Source organism: Phyllobacterium myrsinacearum (genome assembly GCF_002980555.1).
Lineage (GTDB): Bacteria > Pseudomonadota > Alphaproteobacteria > Rhizobiales > Rhizobiaceae > Phyllobacterium > Phyllobacterium myrsinacearum.
The window spans coordinates 65,593-83,400 of sequence record NZ_PVBT01000003.1 but is presented as its reverse complement, the minus strand read 5'-3'; the positions used below and the strand labels follow the sequence as shown (position 1 = coordinate 83,400).

The 17,808-nt window shown below is 61.5% G+C and carries 18 protein-coding genes and 1 riboswitch; of the genes, 7 read left to right on the top strand and 11 right to left on the bottom strand.

Annotated elements, in window-relative coordinates; all coding sequences use genetic code 11:
- Positions 1-182 precede the first annotated feature (182 nt).
- From C5750_RS11080 to denD, 4 genes are all read right to left on the bottom strand, one after another.
- Complete coding sequence (locus tag C5750_RS11080; protein WP_105733973.1) at positions 183-1,496, bottom strand: ABC transporter substrate-binding protein; 1,314 nt, start codon at positions 1,494-1,496, stop codon at positions 183-185.
- A gap of 122 nt (positions 1,497-1,618) precedes the next feature.
- Positions 1,619-2,683, bottom strand: coding sequence for an ABC transporter ATP-binding protein (locus tag C5750_RS11075; protein WP_105733972.1), 1,065 nt, complete (start codon positions 2,681-2,683; stop codon positions 1,619-1,621).
- 59 nt (positions 2,684-2,742) lie between these two features.
- Entirely contained in the window at positions 2,743-3,519 is a 777-nt protein-coding gene (locus C5750_RS11070) for an SDR family oxidoreductase (RefSeq protein WP_105733971.1), read from the bottom strand.
- On the bottom strand, positions 3,516-4,499 hold the full coding sequence (gene denD, locus C5750_RS11065) for a D-erythronate dehydrogenase (RefSeq protein WP_105733970.1): 984 nt from the start codon (positions 4,497-4,499) through the stop codon (positions 3,516-3,518). The genes C5750_RS11070 and denD overlap by 4 nt, the downstream gene beginning before the upstream one ends.
- Before the next feature lie 309 nt (positions 4,500-4,808).
- On the opposite strand from denD, the gene C5750_RS11060 reads away from it, so the two are divergent.
- Positions 4,809-5,834 (top strand): LacI family DNA-binding transcriptional regulator, encoded by a 1,026-nt coding sequence (locus tag C5750_RS11060; RefSeq protein ID WP_105733969.1) that lies wholly within the window; start codon positions 4,809-4,811, stop codon positions 5,832-5,834.
- A 30-nt stretch (positions 5,835-5,864) separates the two neighbouring features.
- On the opposite strand, the gene C5750_RS11055 is transcribed toward C5750_RS11060, so the two are convergent.
- Both C5750_RS11055 and C5750_RS11050 read right to left on the bottom strand, forming a co-directional pair.
- On the bottom strand, positions 5,865-6,755 hold the full coding sequence (locus C5750_RS11055; protein ID WP_105733968.1) for a DMT family transporter: 891 nt from the start codon (positions 6,753-6,755) through the stop codon (positions 5,865-5,867).
- A gap of 80 nt (positions 6,756-6,835) precedes the next feature.
- Complete coding sequence (locus tag C5750_RS11050) at positions 6,836-7,645, bottom strand: AraC family transcriptional regulator (protein ID WP_105733967.1); 810 nt, start codon at positions 7,643-7,645, stop codon at positions 6,836-6,838.
- Positions 7,646-7,770: 125 nt separating this feature from the next.
- On the opposite strand from C5750_RS11050, the gene C5750_RS11045 reads away from it, so the two are divergent.
- A complete protein-coding gene (locus C5750_RS11045) occupies positions 7,771-8,844 on the top strand; it encodes an NAD(P)/FAD-dependent oxidoreductase (RefSeq protein WP_105733966.1) in 1,074 nt (357 codons plus the stop codon).
- Between the two features lie 54 nt (positions 8,845-8,898).
- On the opposite strand, the gene C5750_RS11040 is transcribed toward C5750_RS11045, so the two are convergent.
- Positions 8,899-9,297: a GNAT family N-acetyltransferase gene (locus C5750_RS11040; RefSeq protein ID WP_105734588.1), complete on the bottom strand. Its 399-nt coding sequence runs from the start codon at positions 9,295-9,297 to the stop codon at positions 8,899-8,901.
- A gap of 96 nt (positions 9,298-9,393) precedes the next feature.
- Positions 9,394-9,825, bottom strand: a complete 432-nt coding sequence (locus C5750_RS11035; protein WP_105733965.1) for a DoxX family protein — start codon at positions 9,823-9,825, stop codon at positions 9,394-9,396.
- Here C5750_RS11035 and C5750_RS26370 point away from each other — a divergent pair.
- From C5750_RS26370 to glpD, 3 genes are all read left to right on the top strand, one after another.
- Complete coding sequence (locus C5750_RS26370; protein WP_130502077.1) at positions 9,824-10,111, top strand: hypothetical protein; 288 nt, start codon at positions 9,824-9,826, stop codon at positions 10,109-10,111. The two genes, C5750_RS11035 and C5750_RS26370, sit on opposite strands and share 2 nt — an antisense overlap.
- The gene (locus C5750_RS11030) at positions 10,086-10,850 is read left to right on the top strand and encodes a DeoR/GlpR family DNA-binding transcription regulator (RefSeq protein ID WP_105733964.1); all 765 of its coding nucleotides are present in this window, start codon (positions 10,086-10,088) and stop codon (positions 10,848-10,850) included. Before C5750_RS26370 ends, C5750_RS11030 begins: the two co-directional genes overlap by 26 nt.
- A 112-nt stretch (positions 10,851-10,962) precedes the next feature.
- On the top strand, positions 10,963-12,480 hold the full coding sequence (glpD, locus tag C5750_RS11025; protein WP_105733963.1) for a glycerol-3-phosphate dehydrogenase: 1,518 nt from the start codon (positions 10,963-10,965) through the stop codon (positions 12,478-12,480).
- A 31-nt stretch (positions 12,481-12,511) separates the two neighbouring features.
- Here the strand turns inward: glpD and C5750_RS11020 are convergent, their stop codons facing one another.
- From C5750_RS11020 to C5750_RS11010, 3 genes are all read right to left on the bottom strand, one after another.
- The gene (locus C5750_RS11020) at positions 12,512-13,435 is read right to left on the bottom strand and encodes a homoserine O-succinyltransferase (RefSeq protein WP_105733962.1); all 924 of its coding nucleotides are present in this window, start codon (positions 13,433-13,435) and stop codon (positions 12,512-12,514) included.
- Positions 13,436-13,466: 31 nt separating this feature from the next.
- Positions 13,467-13,544, bottom strand: a riboswitch (SAM riboswitch).
- A 93-nt stretch (positions 13,545-13,637) separates the two neighbouring features.
- Positions 13,638-14,255 carry a glutathione S-transferase family protein gene (locus C5750_RS11015; RefSeq protein WP_105733961.1) on the bottom strand — a complete coding sequence of 206 codons (618 nt, stop codon included), beginning with the start codon at positions 14,253-14,255 and terminating at the stop codon, positions 13,638-13,640.
- 87 nt (positions 14,256-14,342) lie between these two features.
- Positions 14,343-15,506, bottom strand: coding sequence for a dihydrodipicolinate synthase family protein (locus C5750_RS11010; RefSeq protein WP_105734587.1), 1,164 nt, complete (start codon positions 15,504-15,506; stop codon positions 14,343-14,345).
- A gap of 250 nt (positions 15,507-15,756) precedes the next feature.
- Here C5750_RS11010 and C5750_RS11005 point away from each other — a divergent pair, with 250 nt between their 5' ends.
- Both C5750_RS11005 and C5750_RS11000 read left to right on the top strand, forming a co-directional pair.
- The gene (locus tag C5750_RS11005; protein WP_105733960.1) at positions 15,757-16,800 is read left to right on the top strand and encodes a LacI family DNA-binding transcriptional regulator; all 1,044 of its coding nucleotides are present in this window, start codon (positions 15,757-15,759) and stop codon (positions 16,798-16,800) included.
- Complete coding sequence (locus C5750_RS11000; protein ID WP_105733959.1) at positions 16,797-17,798, top strand: Gfo/Idh/MocA family protein; 1,002 nt, start codon at positions 16,797-16,799, stop codon at positions 17,796-17,798. The genes C5750_RS11005 and C5750_RS11000 overlap by 4 nt, the downstream gene beginning before the upstream one ends.
- Positions 17,799-17,808 lie beyond the last annotated feature (10 nt).

Here is a 17,808-nt window from a genome sequence, read left to right as displayed (position 1 = left end):
CTTTCCCAGCTGTTTCAACCAGCTTTGAGCCACGGCGATGTAAGCAAAAGTGCAGATGCCGATGTGATCTCCCCCCTTTGTGGGGAGATGTCCGGCAGGACAGAGGGGGGTGAAGAACATCACTCCCTTCATAGCATCCTGTATTCACGCTCTTTGTCATCCTGCCGGTCTCCACCCCTTGGCTAGACGTTGTAGTAACGGTTGGCGCGTTTTTCCGCCTGGGCGATGGCGTCTTCCGGCGTCATCTGACCCGTCACGGCGGTGGCATACATGTCGACCAGCACATAGTCGGCCATCACGCCGGCCGACGCTGTACCGAGCGGTCCGGCATAGCCGTTCGGCCGCAGGCTGCCCGATGCCTTGGCATAGGCCTCGTGGATGGGGTTGGATGTCCATACGGGATTGGCGGCATATTCCTTCAGCGGCTGGCAGCAATAGGCGCTGGCGCCTTCGATCCACGCATTCATGTTGTCGGCTTGGTACATGAACTGCAGATAGGCCTTGGCGGCTTCCGGATATTTCGTGTGCTTGAAGATGGAGACGGTGGATGCCTGGTGCAGCTCGACCGACTGGCCGACCGGACCAATGGGCAGATTGACCGAACGCATGTCTTCGGCAATGGCCGCCATCGCCGGGTCTTTCTTCGCGGCATAATAGACGGACACGCCATTGGCGGTCAGCGATATCTGCCCGGCCAGGAAGGCGCGGTTGTTGTTAACGTCTTGCCAGCTTTCCGTGCCGGGGATGAAGGTCTTGTAGAGTTCCTGCGCATATTTCACCGAGGCCAGCGTTTCCGGGCTGTTGATGACAACCTTGCCGATTTCATCGACCATCTTGCCGCCGTGGCTCCACAGCAGCCAGTGGGCGTAATTGTTGCCGTCGCCGACGGCCTTGCCGTGCGGGAAGCCCGCGGGCGTGCCCTTGGCGTGCATGGCCTTGCAGAGTTCGAGGAAACCCGCCGTGTCCTTGGGGAATTCGCTGAAGCCGGCGGCCTTCATGTGGCTGTCGCGGTAGACGATGGCGTTGCCGATGGCACAGAGCGGCAGGGCGATGAACTTGCCGTCGCGCTTGGCATAGCCTTCGAGGCCCGGATACCAGCCGCCATGGGCGCCGCCGAGATAGGTGCCAAGCTCGGTGACATCGACGAGCTTGTCCGGATATTGGTGCGGGTCGTCGAACCAGCTCATCACCATGTCCGGGCCCGAGCCGACATTGGCGGCAACGGCGGCCTTCGGGCGCACATCTTCCCAGCTTTCCTTGTCGATGCGCACTTCAACGCCGGTGGCGTCGCTGAACTTCTTGGTATTGGCAAGCCATGCGGCTTCTTCCGCCGGCACGAACGGCACCCAGCGCAGCAGGCGCAGTTTTGCACCCGCTTCCGGCTTGTAGGCGGGGGCCGCCTGGGCAAAGGCCGGGGTAAGGCCCAGCCGGTTCAACCCGGCAGCGGCCACAAGTCCGGCAGAAGCGCCGAGAAGATGTCGTCTGTTGATGGTCATGAATGCTCCTCCTTGGGGTTTCACAAGCATGTCCGGAACGTCTCCCGCTTCCGGCCCATGCTTTCCGGGGGCTTATATGACCGGCACACGCTCCCCGACTGGCAGGTGCCGCTTGGTGGTTTTCAGACGAGGCGCTTGCCGCTCTCCGCATCGAAGAGATATGTCGCCTCGGCGTGGATCGACAGGCCGACCGTCTCGCCCGGACGGGCGTTGACGCGCTGGTGGAACACGCCGGTAATATCGTCACCGCCGATGCGCATGATCATCTGGGTTTCCGATCCGGTGGGTTCGATCACCACGACGTTTGCCGGAATGCCGCCCTCGGCAATCGTCATGTGCTCGGGCCTCAGTCCATAGATCAGGGCGCGTCCCCTGGCGCTTTCCGGCGCCTTGGCCACCGGCAGGACAACGCCCTTTTCCGTCACGAATTTCAGTGCATCGTTCGGATCAAGCCTGCCCTTGATCATGTTCATGGCGGGTGAACCGATGAAGCTGGCGACGAACAGATTGGCCGGCTGGTCATAGAGTTCGAGCGGCGCGCCGATCTGTTCGACGATGCCGTCATGCATGACGACGATCTTGTCGGCCATGGTCATGGCTTCGATCTGGTCATGCGTCACATAGACCGTGGTCGTCTTCAGCCGCTGGTGCAGCTCCTTGATTTCCGCGCGCATGGCGACGCGCAGTTTCGCATCGAGATTGGAAAGCGGCTCATCGAACAGGAACACCTGCGGATCGCGGACAATGGCGCGGCCCATGGCGACGCGCTGGCGCTGGCCGCCGGACAATTGCCGGGGAAAGCGGTCGAGCAGGTGGGTGAGGCCCAGAATTTCCGCGGCCGGTTTGACGCGCTTGTCGATCTCGGCCTTGGCGGCACCTTTCAGCGTCAGCGAGAAGGCCATGTTGTCGGCAACGGTCATGTGCGGATAGAGCGCATAGTTCTGGAACACCATGGCGATGTCGCGCTCTTTTGGCGCGAGGCCATTGACCACCTGTCCGCCGATGCGGATCTCGCCGGCGGAAATGTTCTCCAGCCCCGCCAGCATGCGCAGCAGCGTGGACTTGCCGCAGCCGGATGGTCCGACCAGAATGACGAACTCGCCATCGGCGATCTCGATATCAACCCCTTTGATAACCGGATGCGTCCCGAATGATTTTCTGACATTGGCGAATTCGACGGATGCCATGCCTGTTCCTCCCTGAATTATGTCAAACGGCGCTTCTCCCAAAACACCGCGCGAAAATACTATCCCCGACCGACCAGCGGCATTTTCGTCGCCATGACAGTCAGCGACAGCACATTGGCTTCCAGCGGCAGTCCGGCCATGTAGACAACCGCATCGCCGATATAGTGCGCCGGTATGGTTGGCTCGCTTGCCGTCTCCCCGTTGGCCTGCAGCACGCCGCCCGCCATTTTCGACGTCATTTCGGTGGTGGCATTGCCGATATCGATCTGGCCGCAGGCAATGTCGAACGGCCGTCCGTCCAGCGCGGTCGACTTGGTCAGGCCCGTGATGGCGTGTTTCGTTGCTGTATAGGGCGCTGAATTCGGCCGCGGCGTCGTCGCGGAAATCGAGCCATTGTTGATGATCCGGCCGCCACGCGGCGTCTGCGTCTTCATCAGTTTCAGCGCCTGCTGCGTGCACAGGAATGCGCCGGTCAGATTGGCGCCGACAATGGCGTTCCACTGCTCGAACGTCACCTCTTCCATGGCGACATTCGGCACATTGATCCCGGCATTGTTGATCAGCAGGTCCAGACGTCCATAGGCCGCCTTGACCGCTTCGAACAGTGCGGCGACGGATTTGGGATCGCTGACATCGGAGACAATGGGATTGACCGTTCCCTTGGTCTCGGCGGCCAGTGTCTTTGCTGCTTCATCGAGCACGTCCTTGCGCCGCCCGGTGATGACGACGGTCCAGCCGACACCGAGCAGTGCCACAGAAATCGCCTTGCCGACGCCCGTGCCGCCGCCGGTCACCAGTGCGATCTTGCCTCTGCCTGAATCCTGATAATTGGTCATAGTGTTCCGCCCAGTTCGTCTTCGATATGCGCCTTGATGATGTCGTCAAAGACGGTCTCCGCCTTGAACCCGAGCGCGGCCGCGCGCCGCGTGTCGAAATCCGTCGCCCAGCCTGCCACGATTTTCTGGATGGTCGCGTCCGGTTCGCGCCGGATCAGCCTTACCGCCTTTTCACCCGCCACGCGTTTCAGGGCTGCAATCTCTTCGCCGACGAGGGCGGAAAGGCCGGGCATTGAAAGGTTGCGGCGCGGTCCGACTTTTTCCAGGTCGAGCGTTGCCGCATGCACGAAAAAGCCGACCGCGGAGCGCGGGCTGGCGAACCAGTGCCGGACATTCTCGTCCACCGGCAGAATGGCTTCCTGCCCCGCCAGCGGCTCGCGCAGGATATTGGAGAAGAAGCCCGAAGCCGCCTTGTTCGGCTTGCCGGGCCGAATGCAGATGGTCGGCAGGCGAATGCCGATGCCGTCGAAAAAGCCGCGGCGGCTGTAGTCGGACAAAAGCAGCTCGGAGATCGCCTTCTGCGTGCCGTAGCTGGTGAGCGGCGTGGTGAAGAATTCGTCGCCGATCTTGTCGGGAAAGGGCGTGCCGAACACCGCGATGGAGGAGGCGAAGACCACACGTGGACGATAAGGTGCCTTGGCGCTTTCCAGCCGGATCGCCTCGAACAGGAACCGTGTGCCGTCCAGATTGACCTTGTAGCCCTTTTCGAAGTCCGCTTCGGCTTCACCGGAAACAATGGCTGCGAGATGAAAGATCAGGTCCGGGCGGCTGGCAATCAGTTTTTCAGCAACACCGGGATCGGAAAGGTCGGCCGCTTTCGTGGTGGAAATACCGGCGAGGGTGCGGGGCGCCGCCGGCTCGATGACATCGACCAGCGTCAGCGTGTCGATGCCGCCGCCGAGGATACCCTCTTCAGCCGCGATCCTGTCCAGCAGTTTGCGGCCCACCATTCCGGCGGCGCCAATGACCAGTACGTGCATATGCAATCAACCTCTTTGTCATGCGGGCAGGTCGCCCGTTTTGTTCAAACGAGATGCGCGAGGGGAAAGATGCGGGGTTCGCAGTGACTCAGCGCCGAAAAGGCCATGCCAAGCCTCGTCGGGCCAAGGCAAATCACTGCAATACCTGCCGCTGAACTCAAGAACCGATCCTCCCAGAACGTCTTATTCTGCCAGCCCTGGCGGGTCTTATGACAGCGCTAACACAAAGTTATGCACACTCACTAGCATTCATCAAGTGATTTATGGTAGCGCTATCATTATTCTGCTCAATCCCATCGGGATCATGCCATGCCACGCAAACGCAACGCGCACCGGAATGCCGACACGCCGACTTTGGCTGACGTGGCGCGGCTTGCCGGTGTGAGCGATATCACCGCCTCTCGCGTGGTCCGCAACAAGGGGCCGATTGCCGATGCGACACGGGCGAAGGTCCTCGCCGCCATCGCCGAGCTTGGTTACATTCCCAATCGGGCGGCAGGCAGTCTTGCCTCCTCGGGTTCGACGCTGATGAGCGTGCTGCTGCCCTCTCTGTCCAACATTGTCTTTCCCGATGTATTGCGCGGTATCCATACCGCCCTGACCGAGACGGCGTTTCAGCCGGTCATCGGCGTCACCGACTATGATCCGGTGATTGAAGAGCGCATTCTTCTGTCTTTTCTTGCATGGCAGCCGGCGGCGGTGATTCTGGCTGGCTTGCACCACACTGCTACCGCACGGCGGCATCTGGAGCATGGGCGTTTTCGCGTCGCCGAACTCATGGATATTGACGGGGACCCGGTCGATATCGCGGTCGGCATGTCGCATTGGCAAGCCGGCTATGATACCGGCAAACATCTGGTGCAGCGCGGCTACCGCCGTTTCGGCTATGCCGGCCACACTATTGCCAGCGATGATCGCGCCCGCGCCCGTTATGATGGCCTGCGGGCAGCCTTGAAAGAGGCAGGCCTGTTGCTGATTGCCGAAGAACGCGTGCAGGGGGGCAGCTCCACCCTGGCTGGCCGCCACCTGCTTGAGGCGATTCTCCGGAAAGCGCCGGGGCTTGATGTGGTCGTCTTCCCCAATGACGACATGGCCATGGGCGGCATCTTCCATTGCATGCATGCGGGCATTACGCCGAAGGAGCAGCTCGGCATTTTCGGCTTCAATGGCCTCGATATCGGGCAGGCTCTGCCGTTGCCGTTGTCGACGATTCTTTCCAAGCGATTCCTGATCGGCAAGACCGCCGCCGAAAAGCTTCTGGAAAGCCGCGAACGCCCGGCTGAAAAGACCATCATCAACACCGGCTATGACATCATAGAAGGTGCAACCGCATGAGGGCGGTCCTGTCCGAACGGGCGGCAATGGTCAGGCAGATTTGACCGGTTTCAGGGATTGCAGCCCGAGGCCGCCGACGGCCAGAAGCACGCAGGCTATGCCGATCATCTGATTCTCGCTGACGGATTCTCCAAGGAAGATGACGGCAAATATCACCGCCGAAACCGGTGCCAGGGCGGTAAAGAGCGAGGCTTCAGCCCCGCTGACCCGGGCGGCACCCGCATACCACAGCAGGAAGCCGCCAACTGTCGGAACAATGGCGTAGTAGATGACGGCCCAGAACGATCCAATGCTCATGCTGCCCGTCCATGGCATCTCGAACAGGGCAGGTACAGCGGCCACCGCCAACCCAAGGCCTGTCATCAGCGTCGAAAGGGCAAGTGGCGGAATGGGCGTTCTCAGGCGCTTGTTGATCAGGATGAACAGACCTTCGCAGATGACAGCCGCAAAGATCAGCGCATTGCCCGGCAGGGAGTGTGTGCCGCTTTCGCCGGGGCGGAAAGCGATGCTGACAACGCCCGCTGTCGCCAGCAGGATGGCGACAAGGGTGAAGCGGTGCGGCCGTTCGCCGAGGATGAGAATGGCGATGGCTGCGGCAACCACCGGCAGCGTCCCAATGATGACACCGGCATCCGTCGCCGAGGTCAGTTTGAGGCCGGATATCAGCAGGGTCGTGTAACCGACGCTGCCGGCACCTGCCTGCAGGACGAGAAGGATCCAGGCAGAGCGGTCAAGCTGCGGCCACCTGGTTCGCGTCAGCCGCATCAGCAACAGGAATATCGGGAAGGCGACGGCAAAGCGCAGGGCTGTTGCCGTAAAGGGCGGCAAGCCCGCTGCAATCACCTTGCTGGCAATGATGGTGCTCCCGACGAGAACCATGGCGAGTGCGAGAAAAACATAACCTTGAAGCTGCTTGGACATGCGCAATCCTTTTCATCCTGGGAAGGCACACAACAGCGGATCGGGCAGGATTCGTCTTGAACGAAATTGCAGGAAGGGCTTCAGTTCATGGCGCCGGCATAGGCGCCGGGCGACAGGCCATATTTGCGGATGAAGGTGCGGGTCATGTGGCTCTGGTCGGCAAAGCCGCTGGCGATGGCGGCTTCCGCCAGGGACGATCCCCCGGCGATCATGCGGCGGGCGAGGTCGATGCGCCGCTGCACCAGATAGGCATGCGGTGTCATGCCGGTAGCGCGGGCGAAGGCGCGGACAACCTGAAAGCGGCTCAAACCGCTTTCCCGTGACAGGTCCTCCAATGTCACCGCGCGTGCCGGCTGATCGTCGATCAGGTCGCGGGCGCGGCGAATGGCTTGGGGTATTGCCGGAAACCGCTGGGGATCGCCCGCTTCACCAAACACGCCGGCAAGCAGCATCAGCAGCGATTCCTCCTGCCGGATGGCCGAGGCAATGCCGGGGGCCGTCATTGCGGTGAAAAGCCGCTCGAACTGGGTTGCCAGCCGCACCTCCTGAATGACCGGCCGCGGAAACTCGTCCCGTCCCTTGCCATGCTCCTGCAGATCAGTGGTCATTGCACCAATGAGGTTCGGGTCGAAATAGAGCATTTTCCACGAGCGCCCGGCATCGCCGATGGGCGCGCCATCATGCACTTCACCGGGATTGACGGTGATCATGTCGCCGGGGCCGGCCTCCACCATTCCCCGGCCGCTGAGCGACTTTTGCGCGCCCTGATGAATAACACCTATGCCATATTGTTCATGCGTGTGCCGGGAAAAGCTGTGCCGCGTTGCCGCCGCGACGGCTTCCACCCCCGCGGTTGTACAGCGCATTATCCTGAACTGGCCCTTGATCATGCGGGTCTTTCTATCACCGGATGCGCGCCATCACAAATTTGCGGCCTTTGCGGTGGCATTCGTCTGGAAATGATGCTGTCATTGCCCTGTGCAGAGAGTCCCGGCCTTTCCAAAAGGAATGAATCATGGCGAAACAGAAACATGTGATCGTGGTCGGAGCCGGCATTATCGGCGCGTCGATTGCCTGGCATCTGGCGCGGCAGGGCGCGGCTGTCACGGTGGTTGCCGAAAAAGGCGGCGGGGTCGCCACACCGGCCTCCTTCGCATGGATCAATGCCAGCTGGGGCAATCCCGAATTTTATTTCCGTTTCCGCCGCTACGCCATGGAGGGCTGGCAGCGCCTGCACAATGAGCTGCCCGGTATCGGGGTGAACTGGTGCGGCGGCATCAGCTGGGATTTATCGCCGGACGAGCTTGAAGCCTACGTCACGCAGCATGGGCAGTGGGGCTATGGAGTGAGGCGTATTGACCGGCAAGCCATAGCGGCGCGCGAGCCTTATCTGGCACAGGTGCCGGATGCCGCCGTGCACATTGCCGAAGAGGGCGCCGTTGAGCCCGTTGCCGCGGCGCAGCGCATGCTGGCCGGGGCGCAGGCGCGCGGTACGCGGCTGCTGGTTGGTGCAAACGTTACCCGGCTTGTCCAGGAAGGCGGGCGCATTGCCGGCGTCGCCACGTCCTTCGGCGAGGTGAAAGCCGACCATGTGGTGCTCGCGGCGGGCGCTGGGGCCGCTGCCCTCGCACAGACAGCGGGGGTGACCCTGCCCATGGAGACGCCGCCGGGTCTGATCGTTCATTCAAAACCGGTGGAAAAGCGGCTCAACGGCATCGTGATCACCCCTGATCTGCATATGCGCCAGACTGCGGAAGGCCGTATCATCGCGGGCGCCGATTTCGGCGGCAGCGATCCGGGCGACGATCAGCAGGCAACGGCGGATGCGCTGTTTGACCGCCTGAAAGCGAGCCTCAACGATGTGGCTGCTCTGGCTCTGGATTTCTTTACAATCGGCTACCGGCCGACCCCCGCCGACGGTTTCCCGATTGTCGGGCCGGCCGGACATCTCGATGGCCTTTCCCTCGCCGTGATGCATTCCGGTGTGACGCTTGCGCCTGCCGTTGGTCTGCTGTTGAGCCGGGAAATTGTATCGGAGAGACCGGAAGAGCGATTGTCGCCATTCCGGCTTGCGCGGTTTGACCAGTGAGTGCGCGCAGCCAGGGCATCTATCCCCTATCCGGAAAAATCCCGATACGCCGGATCAAGGCTGCAGCTTGATCAGTCCGGCTCCCGTCATTGTGAAGCCGCAGGCCCGGTAGAATCCGGTGAGGCGGGCTTCGAAGTCCACATGCAGCCAGAAGGCGCCGCGATCGCGCGCCAGATTTTCCGCCTCTTTGACCAGCCGCGTGGCGATACCCTGCCGCCGGAATTTGGGGTGCACGCAGGTATCCAGGAGAAAGGCGTGTATACCGCCATCCCATGCCACGTTGACGAATCCGATCAGGCGCTGCCCGTCATAGGCACCCACATGGGCAAGGCTGCGTGCCAGAATGACGGAAAAGTCCTTCCGGACAAAATCATCCCAGGCCCATTCCCACAGAGCATTCATCTCGTCATTGGACGGGAAAGGATCGATACGGAATGTGATGGCCAAATCCATGTCCTCCCGGGTTTCCTGCCGCGCCAAACCTTGCAGATTGCGCGGAAATTTCAATGCCGGTTTTCGTGCCCTTGGCGGCCGGATCGATGCCTTGGCTCACACCTGGCCATCCGCCGCCCGGAACGGTATGCAGGCACGCAGGCGCGGATCACGCAGGTATAGCCCGCCCCAGGCCATAAGCCCGAGATAGACGCCGAACAGCAGATGGCTGAACAGGGGATTGCCGATCCGAAGCTGGGTTGCAATAGCGCCGCCGAGATAGCCTGTCAGCAGGATGGCACCCAGAATCGAGGTCTGTGGCACGGCGTAAAGCACCGTGCAGACGAAGAGCAGAATCCCCAGCCCGCGCGCCATGCCGACACTGTCGGGATAGCCCAGCTCGGTCATCGACTTGAGCACGATATCGAGCGGCACCAGTTTGATGCTGAAGTCAAACACCAGGAACAGGATGACAAGACCGCTGAGAATCCACCCCGCCCAGTGTGCCTTGGCCGAAATTGTTGTCGGTCCGGTTTTTTCCATCATCATGTCCTCCTATGATTTGGCACGGCGTGCCGAAGATTATCGCAAGGACGAACGGGAAAAAACACTCCCGACATCGCGGCCGGAATATTTGCGGGAGGATATGACGCGAGCCCTGGGCATCTTCAACCTGCGACGATGGCAGCCGCGTGATCTGGCCCATTGGAAATCACAATTGCCTGCCAACTTCGCTTATTTGCCAATTGACATGCATTCATTTTCATTTTCGTATAGTATTCAGAAAAACGAAAGCGAAAGTCTATCCCATGTTCCTTCCGCCGCGGCACGTTGAAATCCTCGAAATGGCCAAGCTCCACGGCCGCGTGCTCGTGGATGATCTCGCCGCGCATTTCAGTGTGACGCCACAGACCATCCGCAAGGATTTGAACGATCTGTGCGATCAGCGGCTGCTGAACCGAATCCATGGCGGCGCGCTGTATCCTTCGGGCATCCAGAACTTGGAATATGAGGCCCGGCGTTTGATCGCGGCGAGTGAAAAGGAGGCGATCGGTCAGGCTGCTGCCGGCCTCATTCCCGACAATGCCTCGCTTTTCGTCAATATCGGCACCACCACGGAAGCGGTCGGTCAGGCGTTGCTGGGCCGTAAAGGCCTGATGGTCATCACCAATAATATCAATGTCGCCAACCATTTGCGGGTTTATCCCGACATTGAGGTGGTCATTGCCGGCGGCGTGGTGCGCGGTTCGGATGGCGGCATTGTCGGTGAAGCCGCCGTGGACTTCATCCGCCAGTTCAAGGTGGATTTTGCCGTCATCGGCACGTCGGCAATCGACCATGACGGCGCGTTGCTCGACTTCGACTTCCGCGAGGTCAAGGTGGCGCAGGCCATCATGGCCAATGCACGGCACGTGATACTGGTTTCCGATTCCACCAAGTTCGAGCGGACGGCTCCGGTGCGCATTGGTCACCTGTCGCAGGTCAACACCTTCATCACCGACCGCTGCGACAGCGAGATCATCCGTGCGATTTGCGTGGATGCGGATGTGCGGCTGATCGAAACATCCCGTTGAATCGCCGCTTGCCGGTGGGATTGATGCGCGTTATATTTCCTTTTGGTTTCGTATTTGTTTCGCGGTGGTGCTGTATTGGCACGGGCGATGGTTGCGGACAGGGAGATGAGCGGTGGCACAGGACGGGATCTACGACATTTTCGTGATTGGCGGCGGCATCAATGGCTGCGGCATTGCCCGCGATGCGGCGGGGCGCGGCTACAGCGTGTGTCTGGCCGAGATGAACGACCTGGCCAGCGGCACCTCGTCGGCCTCCACCAAGCTGATCCATGGCGGGCTGCGCTATCTGGAATATTACGAGTTCCGCCTGGTGCGCGAGGCGCTGATGGAGCGCGAGGTGCTGTGGGCGGCGGCGCCGCACATCATCTGGCCGCTGCGCTTCGTGCTGCCGCACCATGCGGGGCTGCGCCCGGCCTGGCTGCTGCGGCTGGGCCTGTTCCTCTACGATCACATTGGCGGGCGCAGGAAGCTGCCGGCGACGCGCACGCTCGACATGACGCGCGATGCGGCGGCCAGGCCGCTGAAGTCGCTCTATACGCGGGCATTCGAATATTCCGACTGCTGGGTCAATGATGCGCGGCTGGTGGCGCTCAATGCGCGCGATGCGGCCGACCGCGGCGCGCTGATCCGCACCCGCAGCAAGGTGACGGCGGCGCGGCGCGATGCCGATGGCTGGACGCTGCAGGTTGAGGATACCCTGACGGGGGCGGTGGAGACGGTGCGGGCGCGGCTCGTGGTCAATGCGGCCGGTCCCTGGGTGGACGAGGTCCTGACCGGCGTGGCCGGGCTGAAGACGGCGCACAATGTGCGCCTGGTGCAGGGCAGCCACATCGTGGTGCGCAAGAAGTTCGACGATCCGCGCGCCTATTTCTTCCAGAACACCGACGGGCGCATCATCTTTGCCATTCCCTATGAGCAGGAATTCACGCTGATCGGCACGACGGACCAGGATTATCACGGCGATCCGGCCAAGGTGGCGATCACCGCTGCGGAGACCGATTATCTGTGCGCGGCGGCCAGCGAATATTTTGCCGCGCCGGTGCAGCGCGCCGATGTGGTGTGGAGCTATTCGGGGGTGCGCCCGCTCTATGATGACGGGGCCTCGAAGGCGCAGGAGGCAACGCGCGACTATGTGCTGAAAAGCGATGCGCCGGAGGGTCTGGCGCCGCTGATGAACATTTTCGGCGGCAAGATCACCACCTACCGGCGGCTGGCGGAGCACATGCTGGAGAAGATCGAGGAAAAACTCGGGGCCAGGGGCAAGCCATGGACGGCGACCGGCACGCTGCCGGGCGGGGATTTCCCGGCCGACGGCTTTGCGGCGCAGCTGCAGCGGCTCAAAGCCGATTATCCCTTCCTCGAGCCGCGCCATGCCTACCGGCTCGTACGGCTCTACGGCACGCGGGCCTGGGTGCTCCTGGGCACGGCGGCCGCATCCGCCGATCTCGGCCAGCATTTTGGCTGGGATCTTTATGCGGCGGAGGTGCGCTACCTCATCGCGCAGGAATGGGCGATGACCGCACAGGACGTGTTGTGGCGGCGCACCAAGATCGGCCTGCATGTCACCGACGCCCAGGCTGAAGCCCTCGAAACCTTCATGGCCCAAACCGTCCAGCGCCCATCGCAGTAGAAGCCGGCAGCCGGGCTGGCCCTTCGTTCGTCTATCTGGATTTTCCGATTGAACCGATATCGAAGGGCGTCGTCTGATAAATCTCGTTTATCCAGTTGGACAGAAGCAGATGCGCATGCGAGCGCCAGCGATTGGGCGGCGGCCTCGATGTGTCGTCATCGGGGAAATAGTTGAACGGCAGGTTGATCGGCACCCCCGCCTGAACATCGCGGAAATACTCATCGGCCAGGGAACTGGAATCATATTCGAGATGGTCGAGCACATAAAGGCGGCGGTATCGCGGATCTTCGACAATGCAGGCTCCCTTCTCCTCCGAATGCGCCAGCAGCGTCAGTTCCGGCCGCGCAAGAATGTCCGCCGGCCGCACTTCGGCCCAGCGTGATACCGGAATGCTGAAATCGTCGGAAAAGCCGTTGAGATAGGGCGACGCTGTCTTCAGGATTCTCTGGCGGTAGACACCGAATGCTTTTTCGCCAAGCGGATGCTTCGGCACGCCGTGGAAATGATGAAGCGCCGCCATCGCGCCCCAGCAGACGTTCATCGTCGAATGGACGTTGGTTTGCGTCCATTCCAGAATATCGCGCATTTCCGGCCAATAGCTGACATCCTCGAACGGGATTGTCTCGACGGGGGTTCCGGTAATGATGAAACCGTCGAACGTGCGATGCTGCGCCTTTTCCCACGTTTCATAAAAGGCGCTGAGATGGTCTTCGGGCGTATTCTTCGGCTTGTAGCTGCCGACGGTCACCAGTGAAAGTTCGATCTGCAGCGGCGAAGCGCCAAGCAGGCGCGCGATCTGTAATTCTGTCTTGATCTTGTTGGGCATCAGGTTCAGCAGCCCGATCTGGAGCGGGCGGATATCCTGACGGATAGCCACGGCTTCCGTCATCACGCGTACGCCTTCGCTGACCAAAGTGTCGAAAGCGGGCAGTTTATCAGGAATCTTGATAGGCATCACGGTCACCAAAAAAAGCCAATAGATCGCTTCCGGTCCGCACGCGGCCCTTTAGCGAGTTTTTTAACGTGGCTGCAAGCCGGCCGGCCAAATCACCACGGATTATTCAATACTGGATGCTTGTGCAAATAGCTATCGGATTCAACGGCGCAGGCTACCGCTCGCCGCATTGGCCTGGAGGAGACGGTGTTTCACCGCCGTCTCAATCGTGCGTTTCGCCGGAAAAGGCGGTCGCCTGCATCGACGGACGCTGGCAATAGCCGGCATACCATGCGGCAAGGCGCGGGCGTCCCTCGGCAAACGGATAGACGTTGCGAAACGCGATCCAGTCGAGCGTTGTCGCCAAGGCGATCTCGCCGATGCGCGGCAGGCCTTCGAGGGATGCTTCGTTCTCGGCAAAATCGCAAGCCGCGATGATTTTCTGCAACTGGGCATCGCGCATGGCCGGCCAGCGCAAAGGCTCCGGCCGCCGCTCGGTTTCCCAGCGCACCACGATGCCGGAATCGGCAATGCCCTGCGCCGCCGCCTGCAGGCGCAGTGTTTCCCAGCGTGCATTCCCGCCTGACGGTATGAGTATGGAGCCACCGGGGAGGGTGCTGAGATAGTCCGCGATGGCAACTGAATCGAAGAGCGCAAAGCCGTCCTCGCCGATCAGCACCGGGACCTTTCCCAGCGGGTTGAGCGCATAGACCGCCTCATTGCGCCGGGTCGGGCTGGTCTCGTGGTGAATGACCTCGACCCTGTCCGCCAGACCGATTTCGTGCATGGCGACCAGTATCTTGCGGGCGTAGGGCGAGTGGGTCTGATAAAGCAGCTTCATGGGGAATCCCGAATGATGGAGCGAGTCGGCACGGACAATCGCCCGGCCCGCTCGCGGGATCAAGAGGGCTCAAGCAGAAGCCGGCTGTCAGAGACCGTAGAGTTGAAGCAGGCTCTTCATGCGGTGTGCGGCAAGGTCCGGCCTGTCGAGAACATCAGCCTGATCGGCAAGCCGGAAAATATCGGCATAGTGAACGATGCCGCGTGCCGATTGCATGCCGGCGGGCATGGTGAAATGGCTCTGGTGACCATTGAGCCAGGCCAGAAAAACCACCCCTGCCTTGTAATACTGCGTCGGGGCTTCGAAGATTTTGCGGGACAGCGGCACGGTCGGTTCGATCACGGCGCGAAAGGCCGTCGTCTCGCCCTTTGCCAGCAGCGCCAGCGCTTTGGAGGCCTGCGGCGCGACCGCGTCGAAAATGCCGAGCAGGGCATGGCTGTACCGTGCGCCGTCGCCCTCGATCAGTTCGGCATAGTTGAAATCGTCGCCGGTGAAGCACAGGACGCCCTCGGGCAGCCGGTTGCGCAGTGCAATCTCCCTTGTGTTGTCGAGCAGCGAAATCTTGATGCCTTCGACTTTGTCCCTGTTGTCATCGATGATGGCAAGCACGGTTTCCAGGGCATGTTCGAAGTCGTGGGAGCCCCAGTAACCGGCAAGCTGCGGATCGAACATGTCGCCAAGCCAGTGCAGGACGACCTTGTTGCGGGTCTGGCGCAGGATCTCGCCATAGACGGCACGGTAGTCATCCGGGGATTTTGCCGCACTGGCCAGTGCCCGGCTGGCCATCATCACGGCCCGGCCGCCCTCAGCCTCGACAAAGCCGATCTGTGTTTCATAGGCGGCGATGACATCTGCGAGGCTGCGGGTGTTTTCCGGCGCCAGCTGGTCGGTCCCGGCACCGCAGGCAAGGTCCGCGCCCGGCACGCTACGAGCCTCGGCGAGCGAACGGCGGATCAGTTCCTGCGCACCGGCCCAGTCCAGGCCCATGCCGCGCTGGGCGGTGTCCATGGCTTCGGCGATCTTGAATCCGAGTGACCAGAGGTGATGGCGAAAGGCCATCGTGGCATCCCAGTCGATGGCGGGCGCTCCCCAGGGGGCGCTGTCCCGGCGCGGGTCGGACACCACATGGGCGGCCGCATAGGCGATACGGCTGAAGGATGGCGGAGCATCCGGCCGTGCCGTTGGTTCGCCCGAAAGGCGGTAGGCTGAAAGTGTGCCGTCGGCGGCGGGCAGGTTCAGAACTAGGCTCATCTTGGCGCTCCCGGTCATGTGAGGGCTTTGTAATTTGGAACGTTCCAAAAAACAAGAGGGAAAAATCCAAGGCTTTGCGCAGTCACAAAATAGAAAATCACCGATCGAGAGAGTGAAAATGAGCAAAACTTCACTGTAATCATGGCTTTCCGGTCATTCCGGTGTCGCACAGTGATCGCCTCTGATTTTTCCTGCTTGACATATTTGGAACGTTCCAATTATATCCACTATCTGACTGTGGAGGAAGACCGTGAGCCGAAGCCGGACAACCGTTGTGGATATTGCGCATGCCGCCGGCGTGTCGAAGTCTACCGTGTCCCTGGTTCTGCAGGGCAGTCCCCTGGTCAATGAAAAGACCCGCGAAAAGGTCAACAGCGTCATTGCCGATCTCGGCTATGTCTATAATCGCGGTGCGGCCAACCTGCGGCAGGCGCGCTCGAAGATCGTCGGCATCGTGGTCAATGACCTCACCAACAGTTTCTTCGCCGAACTCGCCGTCGGCATGGACATGGTCGTTCAGTCGGCTGGCTACGTGCAGTTTCTTGCTCATAGCGGCGAGAGCGTTGACCGCCAGCGCGAAGTCATCGCATCCATGCGGGAAAACGGCATTGCCGGGCTGATCCTGTCACCGGCGCGCGGCACGGAAGCGGCTGATCTCAAGCCCCTGATCGACAGCGGTATTCCGGTTGTCGTCGTGGTGCGCAATCTGTCCGGCGCCAAGGTCTCCACCCTGCTTTCCGACAATTATACCGGCGCGAAGGCCGCTGTGCGCCATCTGGTTTCCCTCGGCCACACGCGTATCGGCTTCATGGGCGGCTTTCTCGATACGGCTGTTTTTGCCGAGCGGCTGCGCGGCTATCGCGATGCCCTGCAGGAAGCGGGCATTGCTGCTGATGAAGCACTGATCGTGCATTCCGCCCCGTCCCGTGCCGGCGGTGTTGCCGCGGTCGAGCGGATGATGCTGCTCGCTGATCGGGCAACGGCGGCGCTGTGCCTCAACGATGCGGTGGCCTTCGGTGTCTGCGATGGTTTGCGGACCGTCGGCATCGAGCCCGGCAAGGGGTTTGGCGTGATCGGTTTCGACGACGTGATCGAGGCCAAGACCGCCGTCCCGGCGCTGACGACCGTTTCGGTCGATCCGCAGGGCATGGGCCAGCGCGCGGCGCAGCTGCTGCTCAAGCAGATCAATGCCGGCGGCAATGAACAGGAATCGCTGGTGACATCCGTGCGCCTTGTGGTGCGGCAGAGCTGTGGTGCGCCGGTCAGGAACAATCATCTGGAGGAAATGGCATGACGCGGTGGGGATTGATCGGCGCGAGCACGATTGCGCATGAATGGGTGATCGACGCGATCCGTGCCGAAGGCGGCGAGATTGTTTCCGTCATGAGCACGAATGCCGAGCGTGGCCGGACATATGCTGACGGTCATGGTATTGCCAAATCCGTTACATCCCTTGACGCGCTGGTCAACGATCAGGACGTTGATGCGGTCTACATTTCAACAACCAATGAACTGCACAGGGATCAGGTGCTCGCTGCCGCGGCTGCCGGAAAACATGTGCTCTGCGAGAAGCCGCTGGCCATGAGTCTGGCGGATGCGCGAGCCATGGTTGACGCCTGCTGCGCGGCCGGCGTGGTGCTTGGCACCAATCATCATCTGCGCAATGCCGCCAGCCACACAGCCATGCGCGATGCCATTGCCGCCGGCCGGATCGGTACGCCGCTCGCCGCCCGGGTTTTTCACGCGGTCTATCTGCCGCCGCACCTGCAGGGCTGGCGGCTCGACAAGCCGGAAGCCGGGGGCGGTGTCATCCTGGATATCACCGTGCATGACACGGATACCCTGCGCTATGTGCTGGGCGACGATCCCGTCGAGGCGGTTGCCGCCAGCCAGGTCGGTGGTCTTGGCAAGGCAGGCCTTGCCGATGGCGTCATGGGCGTCATGCGCTTCAAGTCGGGGCTGATTGCCCAGTTCCATGATGGCTTCACCACGAAATATGCCGAAACCGGCTTTGAGGTGCACGGCTCCGAAGGCTCGCTCGTCGGCCGCAATGTCATGACACAGAAGCCAGTCGGCACCGTCACCCTGCGCAATGCGGAGGGCGAGACCGAGCTGAAGCTCGACCACAGGAACCTCTATGAAACCGGCATTGCCAAGTTCCACGCGGCCATCCTCGGCAAGGGGCAGCCGCCGGCAACCGGCGAAGATGGCGTCTGGTCGCTTGCCGCCGGCCTTGCGGTCACCGAGGCCGCCCGCACCGGCACCGCGCAGACAATCAATCCGGGTCTTTGAAGAAAACGGC